The organism is Streptomyces sp. P13-3-3 (assembly GCF_050571355.1).
GTDB lineage: Bacteria > Actinomycetota > Actinomycetes > Streptomycetales > Streptomycetaceae > Streptomyces > Streptomyces althioticus.
This window is the reverse complement of sequence record NZ_CP192228.1, coordinates 2612501-2626988: the sequence shown is the minus strand read 5'-3', so window position 1 is coordinate 2626988 and position 14488 is coordinate 2612501. Positions and strand designations below refer to the sequence as shown.

The window sequence follows — 14488 nt, the reverse complement described above, 5'->3', positions numbered from 1 at the left end:
GGAGGCCTCCTGGTCCGAACGACCTTCGAGGGGCACCACGGCGCAGGTGCCCGGACGGCCTCCCCCTCTGTCATCTCAACCTGAGAGTTTCACCGGGACGCCGCTGGCGGTCCGGTTTTCACCGTCGGTGAGAGCGGAAGCCGTCGACACCCGCCCTGCTTTCCAGAGTGACCTCGTCCGTGCGGTACGTGTGCCTGAGAGATTCCGGGGAGGATTTGCTCCTTCGGCGCCTCCGGTGGTGCCTGGAGGACTCTCCCGCACGGGGTCAGCGGCCGTTGCCAGCGTACCAGCGAGGTCCGGACCCCGGCCTTCGAGTGGCCGTTCCGCCGATTGTGCCTTTCTGTAGTGCTATCGGATGAGTTTGCTACGAGTGGAGGGCCCGTGCAGACCGACATCGACCCGCGCCACCTCATCGGCCGCAAGGCGTACGACCGCAACGGCACCCGCATCGGCACGATCGACGAGGTCTACCTCGACGACGCCACCGGTGTGCCGGAGTGGGCCGCGATACGCACCGGCCTGTTCAGCCGGGACGCCTTCGTGCCCCTGGAACCCAGCGAGCTGATCGACGGGGCCCTGCACGTGCCGTTCGAACGGTCCCTCATCAAGGACGCGCCGGACTTCGGCGTCGGCCGCCACCTGTCCCCGGAGCAGGAGCTCCAGCTGTACCACCACTACGGCCTGGACGTGGGCGCCCCTCCCCCGCTCCCGGACCACGACTTCGGCAAACTGGCGGGCCAGGAGTAACCGACACGACGGGGCCGGCGCCTCCGACAACCGCCGGCCCCACCACCCCGCACCCCGGCCGCCCCGCCGACCCACGCGCCAGCCTCCGGCCCCGCCTCCACCACCCGACAGGCTGACGGCCCCCGGCCCCGGCTCGACCGACTGACGGCGCCCGGCCCCGGCTCCACCGCCGGCCCGGGACCCGGCGTCCGGCCCACAGCCCCGGCTCTGGCCGCCCGGCCCAGGCCCGGCGATCACCACCGGCCCGCAACGCATAGCCGGCAACGGCGCAGCTCCGTCAGCCGGCGGTGCCTTACGGTGCGCCGCGAGGCCGCGAGGTGCGATGGGCCGTCTCGCACGCGCGGTGGCGAGCCGAGCCCCGTAGACGCCGCCATCCGACCGCCCGCGGGACAGCGGCAGCACGGCGAGCTTCCGGGCCCGACCTCTCCGAAGGCCGGCTCCAGAGGCAAGCCCGCCGACCACGTCACGCGGCCGCCCTCACGCGGTGAGCCGGCGCTTGTCCACGCCCGCCGTGCGGTAGGGCCGTGAGCAGCGGCTCCGCGAGTGCCGGCTCCGCAGGGGAGCCGACCGCCCATACCGCCGACCGACCTCGCGCAGCCAGCCGGAGCAGCACAACAGCGAGATCTCCGGCCCGACCTCCGCAAGTGCCGGCTCCTCAGCGGAGCCGACCGCCCATGCCGCGCCGTCGCCTCCCGCAGCCAGCCGGGCCCGTAGGCACCCGCATCCGGTCACCCACGGGACAGCAGCAGCAAGGGCCGACCCCTGCCCGACCTCCGCAAGTGCTGGCCTCTCTGGGCATCCGGCCGGCGCTGTCGTGGGGCGGCCGTCGCGCGGCGCGGCGGCCAGGGGCGGCGTGCCCGCGCCGCTCGGCGTCACGCCTCCCCGGCGCGGGCCCCGCCCGCGCCGTCACGCTTCCGGAGGACAAGGCGGAGGCGCCTCCGGTGGTCGCATCGGCTGGGGGAGGTCCGGTGGCGTCTCCACCAGCGGCAGCGGATCCGCTGCCTCCAACGCCGGGTCGTCGACGCGGAACGTCTTCACGCGGCCCGGCGCCGAGCCGGGTGTCTCGAAGCGGACCGTCACCCGGCCGAGGCCGCTGCCCTGCACCCATCCGTGCCCGTACTCGGTGTGCCGGACGTCGTGGCCCGCGGACCAGCGCCGCTCCACCGGGACCTCCGGGCGCGGCTCGGGCGCGGGCTCGGGCTCCTCGCCGTCGGCGGGCTCCTCCCCCGCACCGCCCGCCGCCTGGGCGAACAGATCCTCCTGCGTGTAGTCGGCCAGCCCGCTGACGCCGACGCCGAGCAGCCGTACGCCGCCCGTGGTGTCCACCGAGTCCAGCAGCCGCGCCGCCGCCTCCCGGACGACGGCCGGGTCGTCGGTGGGGCCGCGCAGCGTCTCGGACCGGGTCAGCGTGGAGAAGTCGTACCGCCGTACCTTCAGCACGATCGTGCGTCCGGACAGCCCCGCGCCCCGCAGGCGGCGCACACAGCGGTCGGCGAGCCGTTGCACCTCGAGGCCGACCCGCACCCGGTCGTGGATGTCCACGTCGTACGTGTCCTCGACGGACACCGACTTGGTCTCGCGCTCGGCGACGACGGGCCGGTCGTCGCGGGCCAGCGCCATCGCGTACAGCGCGTGCCCGTGGGCCTTGCCCAGCAGCCGCACCAGCTCGTCCTCGCCCGCCTCGGCGATCTCACCGACCGTGTGGATGCCGGCCCGCCGCAGATGGTCGCCGGTGGCGGGCCCGACCCCCGGGAGGGTCCGCACGGACATCGGTGCGAGCATCTCCCGCTCGGTGCCGGGCCGGATGACGACCAGCCCGTCCGGCTTGGCCTCCTCCGACGCGATCTTCGCCAGCATCTTGGAGGCGGCGAGCCCCACGGAGCCCGTCAGTCCGGTGACCGCGCGGATGTCCGCGCGCAGCTTCGCGCCGACCAGCCGCGCCGACCGCTCGTCCCACGCCGTGCCCCCGGCCTCCAGGTCGACGAACGCCTCGTCGAGGCTGAGCGGCTCCACCAGGGGTGACAGGGCGCGCAGCAGCGCCATCACCTGGTCGCTGATCGAGCGGTACAGCGCGAACCTGGGCACCAGATACGCGGCGTTCGGCGCGAGCCGCCGGGCCTGGGACATGGGCATCGCGGAGTGGACGCCATGGACGCGCGCCTCGTAGGAGGCGGTGGCGACCACACCGCGGGGTCCGAGTCCGCCCACGATCACGGCCTTGCCGCGCAGACTCGGCTTGGACGCCTGCTCCACCGAGGCGTAGAAGGCATCCATGTCGAGATGCAGGATCGTGGGAGCGGATCTCACATCTCCGATGCTGCCCTACGCCACTGACAACGTCCTCGCCGGGCCGGGCCCTGCGCGGCGCGGGCTCAGACCGCGCGGTTCCTGCGCCGGGCCAGCTCGTCCATCGGGTTGTGGCCGATGAGGGTCTCCCCCGTGTCGACCCGCTCGCCGTGCAGCTGCGACAGGGCGCTCTCGACGTCCCGCCACACCACGCCCACGGCGATGCCGAAGACGCCCTGGCCGCCCTGGAGCAGGGCGTGGACCTCGTCGGGCGACGTGCACTCGTAGACCGTGGCGCCGTCGCTCATCAGCGTCATGCGCTCCAGGTCGTCGAACCCCCGCTCACGCAGGTGCTGGACGGCGGTGCGGATGTTCTGCAGGGACACACCGGTGTCCAGGAACCGCTTCACGATCTTCAGCACGACGACGTCGCGGAAGCTGTACAGCCGCTGCGTGCCGGACCCGTGGGCGGGGCGCACGCTCGGCTCGACCAGCCCTGTACGCGCCCAGTAGTCGAGCTGGCGGTAGGTGATGCCGGCCGCGGCACAGGCCGTGGGCCCCCGATAGCCGATCTCCTCGGACGCCATGGCCACCGCCCCTCCACCACCCGGCACAGCCGTCGGCCGCTGCGGAGCGGGATCGATCGCACCGTCACGCGCGGGATGGCCCCCGCCCGAGCGGGGCGGAAAGCTCTGGGGAGGATACGGCCCGCCCGCCCCGAAAACGCGTCCGGGGGCACCCCCAGCCGTACCGTCGCCGCTGCTTCTCACGCCGACCTCCGTCCTTGACCTGCCTCCTCGACGGTAGGCAGTCACCAAGGGTGCGTCAACGATCGCCACACTCGGCACGCCGAGTGATAATCACCCTGAGAGTGGTTTCCCGTGCCCCGTCGCGGGGAAAGGCTAGCCGAATGTCCTCGGCGCGGGACGCCGCCGACGCGGCACCCCGGGAAACGGCTCACTGGTTGCTGGTCCCGAAGTCCTCGGGTGAGATCTGGTCGAGGAACTCGCGGAACTTCTCCACCTCGTCCTCCTGCTCGTCCGGAATCGCGATGCCGGCGTCGTCCAGCACCGTGTCGCTTCCGTAGATCGGCGTTCCCGTGCGCAGGGCAAGTGCTATGGCGTCGGAGGGACGGGCGCTCACCTCGACACCGCTGGCGAAGACCAGCTCCGCGTAGAACACGCCTTCCCGCAGGTCGGTGATGCGCACTTCCGTGAGCTCCTGTCCCACGGCCTCCAGCACGTCCTTGAACAGGTCGTGGGTCAGCGGCCGTGCGGGCGCCATGCCCTGCTGGGCGAAGGCGATGGCCGTCGCCTCCCCTGGGCCGATCCAGATGGGGAGGTAGCGGTCGCCGCCCACTTCACGCAACAGCACGATCGGTTGGTTGGAGGGCATTTCGACCCGGACACCTACGACATCGAGCTCGTTCACACAGCAACCCTAGGCCGTGCCCGGGACGTTTGGGTAGTCGGGCCCGGATCGGGTGGCCGATCGGGCCGCGCTGTGCTGTTTCCCGGAGGCCCGAGACCTTCAGGGCCCCCGCACCCCGAGCGCCGAGCGCACCAGCGCCGCGTGCAGCTTCATGGTGAGGCCGGCCAGTTCCCTGGTGCGGTCCTCGGCGTGCGCCCTGGTCTGCGGGTTGCGGTGGCGCCGCAGCGGCGCGACGACCTGCTCCACCAGTCCGGCCTCGCGATCGGCGGCCGCCTTCATGGCGCGCAGATGGCGGGGCTCGATCCCGTACCGCCCCAGTTCCGTGAGGAGCCCGGCGACGGTGACCGCCTCCGCGTCGTACACCCCGTCCCCGACCGGGACGAGCAGTCCGTACGACTCCCACTCCGCGAGCCGCTGCTCGTCCACGCCGGCGGCGGCGAGCAGCTGGCAGCGCCCGATGCGGGCCGCGCCGGGCGTCTCCGGGGCGCAGTCGGCGGGGTCCTCGTCGTCACCCGGACGGCTCAGCGCCGGCAGGGGCGGGGCCTCGCCGCGCTCCATGGCCTCCAGGTGCTCCCGGATGACCTTGAGCGGCAGGTAGTGGTCGCGCTGCATGCGCAGCACATGGCCGAGGCGGTCGACGTCCTCGGCGCTGAACTTCCGGTACCCCGACGGGGTGCGGCGCGGCTCGACGAGCCCTTCCGACTCCAGGAAGCGGATCTTGGAGATGGTGACCTCGGGGAACTCCTCGCGCAGCACGTTCAGCACCGCACCGATGCTCAGCAGTCCGGTGTCCGTGACGGCGGCGCCGCTGCCGGCGCCGCCGCTCGGTGTCTGCACCATCGACCCTTCCTGGAGTCCCCGGACCACGGCCGGGGGCCGTCAGTAGTTCTGCTGGCTCGCGTAGAAGACCAGCCGGTACTTGCCGATCTGCACCTCGTCGCCGTTGGACAGGGCGACCTGGTCGATCCGCTCACGGTTGACGTAGGTGCCGTTCAGGCTGCCGACGTCGGCGACCGTGAACGAGCCGTCCGGGCTGCGGCGGAACTCCACGTGGCGCCGGGAGACCGTCACGTCGTCGAGGAAGATGTCGCTCTGCGGGTGACGCCCGGCCGTGGTCAGGTCGCCGTCCAGCAGGAAGCGGCTGCCCGAGTTCGGTCCGCGGCGCACGACCAGCAGGGCGGAGCCCACCGGCAGCGCGTCGACGGCGGCCTGCGCCTCCGGGGAGAGCGCCGGCGCCTGGTGCTGGCCGGTGGCCTCGGAGTCGTAGGCCTCGAGGCCGGAGATGGAGATCGTGGACGTCGTCTCGGAGGGGCGCTCCGGGGTGACGCCCGGCTTCAGCGGCGCACCGCAGTGGGAACAGAAGCGGCTGTTCTCCGCGTTGCGGTTGCCGCACCTCGAACACACCAGGGCCGACATGGACGGATCCTCCTGCCGCGGCTGCCCGCCGGGGGCGTGGGACGCGTACGGACCGGAGTGGCCTCCGCCCGCACCTGGGCTCGACGGCTGTCCAGCACCTATGCCGCCCGACTGCGCAGGGTCGAAGGAGGCCCCGCCCGTCTCGTCCCGGAACAGCGGACGCTGGTCTTCCGCACCGGGCTGTGCGCGGTGACGAGCGGTCGCGCTGTCGCCGTCCTCTCGCCGCGCGCTCTTGCCGAACAACTTCCCAAACAACTTCACGGGCGATTCCCCTTGACCGAAACAGACCCGCCCGTGGGGCAGGACGAACCCTGACTGAACACATTGGCCGACCCGGACATCTTCACAACGTCCGCCTCCGCCAGACAGTTTCCACCACGCACCACCCATTCGGTGCGCCGACCCCCCGCAACCTCATGCCCTGGCCGGACAACCCCCATGCACCGCCGGTTCACTGGGAGGACGACCGAGCGTAGTCAGGCCGCTTCGGCGCTCGCAAGGCGTCCACAACGATCTTGTCCGACCGCTCCACGGTAACGGTGGCCTGTTCCTTCTCGAGCGTCTGCACCACGCCTCCGGGGATGTTGAGCGCCGGTTCCAGGTCCTGCGGCTTGCCGATGACCTTGAAACGATACGGGGACTTGATCTTGTTCCCGTCCACGGAGACTCCGCCGTCCACGTCCGACAGATACGTGCCGGCCACCACCCGTACCCCGTTCACCTGGATCGCCTCCGCGCCCGCGGCGCGCAGCTCCTGGACGGCGTCGAGCAGCATGTCCGACTCGACCGTCCCCTTCGTGTCCTCGATGGTCATCTCGATGCCGGGCCCCTGCGCGGCCACGGTGCCCGCGAGGACGCCGAGTTGCCGTTCCTTCTCGATCGTCTGCCTGCGGGCCTCCTCGGCCTGGTCGGAGCTGTTCTCCAGCTCCTCCCGCTGCTTCTCGAGACCCTGCTTCTCGTCTTCAAGACGCTCGGTTCGGTCGTCGAGTTCATCGAGGATGCGCACAAGATCTTCTTGGCGCGCGCCGCGCAGCGCGCTGTCGGTGTCGCTGGTGGAGGCCACCTGGACGGCGAGGCCGAATCCGAGGCCGAACAGCAGCAGGGCGACGATGAGTTGCGCGCGGGTCACGCGGGGCGGCCACAGCCCGTTGACGAGCCGTCGCCGACCGGTCAGCTCGGGCTCGCCCGGCTCGTCGGAGGCGGGCGTCGCGGAGGCCTGCGGCGTCTGCGGCGCCTGGTGCGGTCGGGACACGGAGGGCGCGGGTGTCCGGCGGGGCGTCCCGCCCGCACCGGCCTTGTCGGACGCGGCCTGCGCGGCGGCCGGGGGCACCTCCGCGGGGAGCTCCCGGCGCAGCCCGGCCGGCGGCGCCGCCTCGGGTGCGGACGCGGGCGTGTCGGGAGTGGACGCGGGCGTGTCGGGGGCGGACCGCGGCGGGGTGACCGCCGGGCGCGTCGTCTCGGGCTGTTCGCGCTCGCTCATCGGCCTCACGCCCGGAACACATGGCGGCGGATCGCCGCAGCGTTGGAGAAGATGCGGATGCCGAGGACGACCACCACACCCGTGGACAGCTGCGCCCCGACGCCGAGTTTGTCACCGAGGAAGACGATCAGCGCGGCCACGACGACGTTCGACAGGAACGACACCACGAAGACCTTGTCGTCGAAGATCCCGTCGAGCATGGCCCGCAGACCGCCGAACACGGCGTCCAGCGCGGCGACGACGGCGATCGGCAAGTAGGGCTCGACGACCGCCGGCACCTCGGGCCGGACCAACAGGCCGGCCACCACTCCCACAATGAGGCCCAGTACGGCGATCACGATGTGCCCTTCTCGGTTATCGGCTGTGCGGTTCGTACGGTCACACTCGGTGCGGCGGGCAGCCGGACGTTGTCCTCCACGGACAGGGATGTACGGATCCCGTAGTTCTCCTGCAGGACGTGCAGATACACCCCGTCGGCGCTGTCCTGGAACCGGTCCCCCAGCTCTTGGCCGTCCCCCACCGCCAGCACCGTGTACGGCGGCACCAGCGGCTTGTTGTCGACCAGTATCGCGTCTCCCGCGGCCCTGATCGCCGACAGGGCGGTCAGCCGCCGCCCGTTGATCGAGACGGCCTCCGCGCCCGACTCCCACAGCCCGTTGACCACCCGCTGGAGATCACGGTCGCGGACCCGGCCGGTGTCGGCGAAACCGGACGAGGAGCGGGCGTCGCCGTCGCCGCCGGAGGCGGTGTCCTCGGCGTCGTCGACCACGAGCCGCACGCCCGGTCCGTGGACGGGCGTGGCGCCCGACAGGATGCCCAGGAGCGTCGACCGGTCGCCGCCGCTGTCCCGCAGCGCCTCGCGCTGCCGTGCGCCGACTTCCTCGCGCAGTTCGTCGACGTTCTTCTCGAGCCGGTCGGCGGCCGCGGTCTCCTCGTCGATACGGTCGATGAGCTCCTCGCGCTCCTTGGCGACGACCGGAGCGGCGACCCGGGCCTGGGCCGCGCCGACGGTGACCACGCACGCGGCGAGGACGATCCCCGCCGCCAGACCGAGCTTCGCCCGCAGGGTCCTCGGCAGGCCGACGGTCCCCTCGCTCCGCTTCCGAGCGGCGGCCTCCGCGTAGCCGTCGTCGAGACTGTGGTCCATCACGTTGGTGATCAACGACATGGACGCGTCCGGGCGCGCGGGCCGCGCGGGTGTGCTCCGAACGGGGGGTTGCTGCGGCATGCCGCACATAGTCGCACGCCGCGCCCCCGACCTCCGAACGACCCCGGCGGCGTGCCGGACGGGCCCCTTCCGAGGTTCCGTCCGGCACGCCGCCGGTCGTCGTGTCTACTGCGGGAGGCTCACCTGCCGGCGCTGTCCACGACCGCCGACCACTCGTCGAGCAGCGCCTGCGCGGAGGCGTCGTCGGGACCCTCGGCCCACAGGTGGGTGACGGCCTCTGCCGGGTCGGGCAGCACCATAACCCAGCGCCCGTCGGCCTCCACCACGCGCACGCCGTCGGTGGTGTCGACGTAGCGGTCACCGGCCGCCTCGACGACGCGCCGCATGACCAGGCCCTTCACGGCCCACGGGGTCGCCAGGTCCCGCTTGAGGACGTGCGCCCGCGGGATACGGGCGTCGATCTGGCTCAGCGTGAGCTGCGTGCGCGCGACCAGCCCGATGAGCCGGACGAACGCGGCCGTGCCGTCGTAGACGCTGCTGAACTCGGGGACGATGAAGCCGCCCTTGCCGTCGCCGCCGAAGATCGTCCCTTCCTCACCGCCGACGCGGGTGAGGTCGTCGGGCGAGGTGGTCGTCCACTCCACCTGCGTGCCGTGGTACGCCGCCACCTGCTCGGCGATGCGGGTGGTGGTCACCGGCAGGGCGACACGGCCGCTGCGCCGCTCGGAGGCGACCAGGTCGAGCATGACGAGCAGCGCCCGGTCGTCCTCGACGATCCGCCCCTTCTCGTCGACCAGCGACAGCCGCTCGCCGACGGGGTCGAAGCGGACGCCGAAGGCGGCGCCGGAGGACGCCACGATCTCCCCGAGCCGCACCAGGCCGGCGCGGCGCATGTCGGCCGTCTCGGTGGGCCGGGACTCGTCCAGACCGGGGTTGATGGTCAGCGAGTCGACACCCAGCTTGCCGAGCAGGCTGGGCAGCACCAGGCCGGCGCTGCCGTTGGACGCGTCGACGACGACCTTCAGACCGGCCTCGGCGATGCCGGTGATGTCGACGTTCCGCAGCAGCGACCCGGTGTAGGAGTCGAAGACGCTCGCCGGGAAGTGCAGGTCACCGATCTCGCCGGGGAAGGCACGCCGGTACTCCTGCCGCGCGAACACGCGGTCCAGCTTGCGCTGGCTGCCCTGCGACAGGTCGGCGCCCTGCCCGTCGAAGAACATGATGTCGACGGAGTCGGGCACGCCGGGCGTGGTGCGGATCATGATGCCGCCGGCGCTGCCCCGCGCGGTCTGCTGCCGCGCCACGGGCAGCGGCACGTTCTCCAGGTCGCGTACGTCGATGGCGCTGGCCTGGAGGGCTGAGATGACCGCGCGCTTGAGGGCTCGGGCGCCTCGGGAGTGGTCGCGGGCCGTGGTGACGGTCGAGCCCTTCTTCAGGGTCGTCGCGTAGGCGCCGGCGAGGCGTACGGCGAGCTCGGGCGTGATCTCGACGTTCAGGATGCCGGAGACGCCACGCGCGCCGAAGAGGTGCGCCTGACCGCGGGACTCCCAGATGACCGAGGTGTTGACGAAGGCGCCGGCCTCGATGGTCTTGAACGGGTAGACCCGTACGTTGCCCTGAACGATCGATTCTTCACCGATCAGGCACTCGTCGCCGATGACGGCGCCGTCCTCGATCCGGGCGGCGCGCATGATGTCGGTGTTCTTGCCGACGACACAGCCGCGCAGGTTGCTGTGCGGGCCGACGTACACGTTGTCGTGCACGACGGCCTTGTGCAGGAAGGCGCCGCTCTTGACGACGACGTTGGAGCCGACGACCGTGTGCTCGCGGAGCTCCGCGCCGGCCTCGACCTTGGCGTAGTCGCCGATGTACAGCGGGCCGCGGAGCACGGCGTCGGGGTGCACCTCGGCGCCCTCGGCGACCCAGACGCCGGGCGCCATCTCGAACCCGTCGATGTCGACGTCGACCTTGCCCTCGAGGACGTCGGCCTGCGCCTTGACGTAGCTCTCGTGGGTGCCGACGTCCTCCCAGTAGCCCTCGGCGACATAGCCGTAGATCGGCTTGCCTTCCTTCATCAGCTGCGGGAAAACGTCGCCGGACCAGTCGACGGGCACGTCGGGCTCGACGTAGTCGAACACTTCGGGTTCCATCACGTAGATGCCGGTGTTCACCGTGTCGGAGAAGACCTGGCCCCACGTCGGCTTCTCGAGGAAGCGTTCGACCTTGCCCTCGTCGTCGACGATGGTGATGCCGAATTCCAGCGGGTTGGGCACGCGGGTCAGGCAGACCGTGACCAGTGCGCCCTTTTCCTTGTGGAAATTGATCAGCTCGGTGAGGTCGAAGTCCGTGAGGGCATCGCCGGAGATGACGAGAAAGGCATCGTCCTTCAGTGCCTCCTCAGCGTTCTTGACACTCCCGGCGGTACCGAGTGGCTTCTCCTCATTCGCATACGTGAGCTCCATTCCGAGCTCCTCGCCGTCACCGAAGTAGTTCTTGACCAGCGAGGCAAGGAACTGGACGGTCACAACGGTTTCGTTGAGCCCGTGCCTTTTGAGCAGCCGCAGGACGTGCTCCATGATCGGCCGGTTGGCCACCGGCAGGAGCGGCTTGGGCATGCTTGAGGTCATGGGGCGAAGACGGGTGCCTTCGCCCCCGGCCATCACGACGGCCTTCATGTCGGAAGCGTCCTCCTCGAAGAGACGACGGTCTGGCCGACTTCACCCGTCCGGATTGCCACACACATATTCAGCGTGGGACATCGCGCGCCACGTTGCGCGTGAGGAAGCGAGTCAATCGGCCATGGCGTCCGCACGGATCAAGCGGCGGACTTGGACCACATAGAGCACTCCTGCCCACCAATAGAGGGTTGTACCCCATCCGGCGAACGCCCAGCCGAAAATTGCAGCGAGTGACGAGATCCAGCCACTACCGTCACTGAGCAGGAGCAACGGGAAGGCATACATCAAGTTGAAGGTCGCAGCCTTCCCCAGGAAGTTCACCTGCGGCGGCGGATAGCCGTGGCGCCGCAGGATGCCCACCATGACCAGGAGGACCAGCTCCCGGGCCAGCAGGACGCAGGTCAGCCAGAGCGGCAGGATCTCCCGCCAGGTCAGTCCGACCAGGGTCGAGAGAATGTACAGCCGGTCGGCCGCGGGATCGAGCAGCCGGCCGAGGCTGCTGATCTGGTTCCACCGACGGGCGAGCTTGCCGTCCAGGTAGTCGCTGACGCCGCTGAAGGCCAGCACCAGGAGCGCCCAGCCGTCGCTCTTCGGTCCGCCGAACTCCGGCCTCAGGATCAGCCAGAGAAACAGGGGTACGCCGACGAGCCGCGCCATGCTGAGCACGTTCGGGATGGTGAGGACACGGTCTGTCTGGACCCGTGTCTCCTGGACCTCCACCCGGGATCCTCCTGTGGGAAACGTTTCTACGATGCTCCCTGACCCTACCGCAACGCAAAAAAGCTCCGGCTCTCGGGCGGGGAGCCCAAGAGCCGGAGCTGTAAAAGGAGTTCGGCGGCGTCCTACTCTCCCACAGGGTCCCCCCTGCAGTACCATCGGCGCTGTAAGGCTTAGCTTCCGGGTTCGGAATGTAACCGGGCGTTTCCCCTACGCTATGACCACCGAAACACTATGAAACATTCAACCGCACCATGTGTGGCACATGGGGTTGTTCGTGGTTTCAGAACCAACACAGTGGACGCGAGCAACTGAGGACAAGCCCTCGGCCTATTAGTACCGGTCAACTCCACACGTTACCGTGCTTCCATATCCGGCCTATCAACCCAGTCGTCTACTGGGAGCCTTACCCTCTCTAGGAGGTGGGAGTCCTCATCTCGAAGCAGGCTTCCCGCTTAGATGCTTTCAGCGGTTATCCCTCCCGAACGTAGCCAACCAGCCATGCCCTTGGCAGAACAACTGGCACACCAGAGGTTCGTCCGTCCCGGTCCTCTCGTACTAGGGACAGCCCTTCTCAAGACTCCTACGCGCACAGCGGATAGGGACCGAACTGTCTCACGACGTTCTAAACCCAGCTCGCGTACCGCTTTAATGGGCGAACAGCCCAACCCTTGGGACCGACTCCAGCCCCAGGATGCGACGAGCCGACATCGAGGTGCCAAACCATCCCGTCGATATGGACTCTTGGGGAAGATCAGCCTGTTATCCCCGGGGTACCTTTTATCCGTTGAGCGACGGCGCTTCCACAAGCCACCGCCGGATCACTAGTCCCGACTTTCGTCCCTGCTCGACCCGTCGGTCTCACAGTCAAGCTCCCTTGTGCACTTACACTCAACACCTGATTGCCAACCAGGCTGAGGGAACCTTTGGGCGCCTCCGTTACTCTTTAGGAGGCAACCGCCCCAGTTAAACTACCCATCAGACACTGTCCCTGATCCGGATCACGGACCCAGGTTAGACATCCAGCACGACCAGACTGGTATTTCAACGACGACTCCCCCTGAACTGGCGTCCAGAGTTCACAGTCTCCCAGCTATCCTACACAAGCCGAACCGAACACCAATATCAAACTGTAGTAAAGGTCCCGGGGTCTTTCCGTCCTGCTGCGCGAAACGAGCATCTTTACTCGTAGTGCAATTTCACCGGGCCTATGGTTGAGACAGTCGAGAAGTCGTTACGCCATTCGTGCAGGTCGGAACTTACCCGACAAGGAATTTCGCTACCTTAGGATGGTTATAGTTACCACCGCCGTTTACTGGCGCTTAAGTTCTCAGCTTCGCCCACCCGAAAGTGAGCTAACCGGTCCCCTTAACGTTCCAGCACCGGGCAGGCGTCAGTCCGTATACATCGCCTTACGGCTTCGCACGGACCTGTGTTTTTAGTAAACAGTCGCTTCTCGCTGGTCTCTGCGGCCACCCCCAGCTCAGAGCGCGAAGCTCATCACCGGTTGTGGCCCCCCTTCTCCCGAAGTTACGGGGGCATTTTGCCGAGTTCCTTAACCATAGTTCACCCGAACGCCTCGGTATTCTCTACCTGACCACCTGAGTCGGTTTAGGGTACGGGCCGCCATGAAACTCGCTAGAGGCTTTTCTCGACAGCATAGGATCATCCACTTCACCACAATCGGCTCGGCATCAGGTCTCAGCCTTAATGAACGGCGGATTTGCCTACCGTCCGGCCTACACCCTTACCCCGGGACAACCACCGCCCGGGATGGACTACCTTCCTGCGTCACCCCATCACTCACCTACTACCAGCTCGGGTCACCGGCTCCACCACTCCGACCTCGTCCGAAGACTCAGCCGGCGGCTTCACGGGCTTAGCATCACTGGATTCGATGTTTGACGCTTCACAGCGGGTACCGGAATATCAACCGGTTATCCATCGACTACGCCTGTCGGCCTCGCCTTAGGTCCCGACTTACCCTGGGCAGATCAGCTTGACCCAGGAACCCTTAGTCAATCGGCGCACACGTTTCTCACGTGTGAATCGCTACTCATGCCTGCATTCTCACTCGTCAACCGTCCACAACTCGCTTCCGCGGCTGCTTCACCCGGCAGACGACGCTCCCCTACCCATCACAGCACCCGTTGGGGCTTAATGCTGCAATGACACGACTTCGGCGGTACGCTTGAGCCCCGCTACATTGTCGGCGCGGAATCACTAGACCAGTGAGCTATTACGCACTCTTTCAAGGGTGGCTGCTTCTAAGCCAACCTCCTGGTTGTCTGTGCGACTCCACATCCTTTCCCACTTAGCGTACGCTTAGGGGCCTTAGTCGATGCTCTGGGCTGTTTCCCTCTCGACCATGGAGCTTATCCCCCACAGTCTCACTGCCGCGCTCTCACTTACCGGCATTCGGAGTTTGGCTAAGGTCAGTAACCCGGTAGGGCCCATCGCCTATCCAGTGCTCTACCTCCGGCAAGAAACACACGACGCTGCACCTAAATGCATTTCGGGGAGAACCAGCTATCACGGAGTTTGATTGGCCTTTCACCCCTAACC

The 14488-nt window shown here is 68.7% G+C and carries 11 protein-coding genes, 2 rRNA genes and 1 riboswitch (1 of these 14 only partly in view); of the genes, 1 reads left to right on the top strand and 12 read right to left on the bottom strand.

The features are described from left to right. Nucleotides 1–172: 172 nt before the first annotated feature. A riboswitch (glycine riboswitch) is annotated at nt 173–268 on the bottom strand. A gap of 113 nt (nt 269–381) precedes the next feature. After that, nucleotides 382–747, top strand: coding sequence for a PRC-barrel domain-containing protein (locus tag ACQZOG_RS11890; RefSeq protein ID WP_033278091.1), 366 nt, complete (start codon nt 382–384; stop codon nt 745–747). Nucleotides 748–1653: 906 nt separating this feature from the next. Here ACQZOG_RS11890 and ACQZOG_RS11885 read toward each other — a convergent pair. The 12 genes from ACQZOG_RS11885 to ACQZOG_RS11830 form a co-directional block, all read right to left on the bottom strand. Further along, nucleotides 1654–3054: a DNA polymerase IV gene (locus tag ACQZOG_RS11885; RefSeq protein ID WP_078492759.1), complete on the bottom strand. Its 1401-nt coding sequence runs from the start codon at nt 3052–3054 to the stop codon at nt 1654–1656. A 65-nt stretch (nt 3055–3119) separates the two neighbouring features. After that, nucleotides 3120–3803 carry a MerR family transcriptional regulator gene (locus ACQZOG_RS11880; RefSeq protein ID WP_078492760.1) on the bottom strand — a complete coding sequence of 228 codons (684 nt, stop codon included), beginning with the start codon at nt 3801–3803 and terminating at the stop codon, nt 3120–3122. Between the two features lie 187 nt (nt 3804–3990). Next, a complete protein-coding gene (locus ACQZOG_RS11875) occupies nt 3991–4464 on the bottom strand; it encodes a bifunctional nuclease family protein (RefSeq protein WP_004934251.1) in 474 nt (157 codons plus the stop codon). A 99-nt stretch (nt 4465–4563) separates the two neighbouring features. After that, nucleotides 4564–5304, bottom strand: coding sequence for a transcriptional regulator FtsR (locus ACQZOG_RS11870; RefSeq protein WP_351030751.1), 741 nt, complete (start codon nt 5302–5304; stop codon nt 4564–4566). A gap of 39 nt (nt 5305–5343) precedes the next feature. Continuing rightward, entirely contained in the window at nt 5344–6270 is a 927-nt protein-coding gene (locus ACQZOG_RS11865; RefSeq protein WP_078492761.1) for an FHA domain-containing protein, read from the bottom strand. A gap of 61 nt (nt 6271–6331) precedes the next feature. Continuing rightward, on the bottom strand, nt 6332–7360 hold the full coding sequence (locus ACQZOG_RS11860) for a DUF881 domain-containing protein (protein ID WP_058915694.1): 1029 nt from the start codon (nt 7358–7360) through the stop codon (nt 6332–6334). Between the two features lie 5 nt (nt 7361–7365). Beyond that, on the bottom strand, nt 7366–7698 hold the full coding sequence (locus ACQZOG_RS11855; RefSeq protein ID WP_006134295.1) for a small basic family protein: 333 nt from the start codon (nt 7696–7698) through the stop codon (nt 7366–7368). Further along, nucleotides 7695–8597, bottom strand: coding sequence for a DUF881 domain-containing protein (locus tag ACQZOG_RS11850; RefSeq protein ID WP_193456285.1), 903 nt, complete (start codon nt 8595–8597; stop codon nt 7695–7697). Before ACQZOG_RS11850 ends, ACQZOG_RS11855 begins: the two co-directional genes overlap by 4 nt. A gap of 110 nt (nt 8598–8707) precedes the next feature. Further along, nucleotides 8708–11203 carry a mannose-1-phosphate guanyltransferase gene (locus ACQZOG_RS11845; RefSeq protein WP_033278098.1) on the bottom strand — a complete coding sequence of 832 codons (2496 nt, stop codon included), beginning with the start codon at nt 11201–11203 and terminating at the stop codon, nt 8708–8710. A gap of 114 nt (nt 11204–11317) precedes the next feature. Beyond that, a complete protein-coding gene (locus tag ACQZOG_RS11840; protein ID WP_033278099.1) occupies nt 11318–11926 on the bottom strand; it encodes a CDP-alcohol phosphatidyltransferase family protein in 609 nt (202 codons plus the stop codon). A gap of 109 nt (nt 11927–12035) precedes the next feature. Continuing rightward, a 5S ribosomal RNA gene (rrf, locus tag ACQZOG_RS11835) occupies nt 12036–12152 on the bottom strand. Between the two features lie 84 nt (nt 12153–12236). Further along, nucleotides 12237–14488, bottom strand: a 23S ribosomal RNA gene (locus ACQZOG_RS11830); it runs 875 nt beyond the window's last position.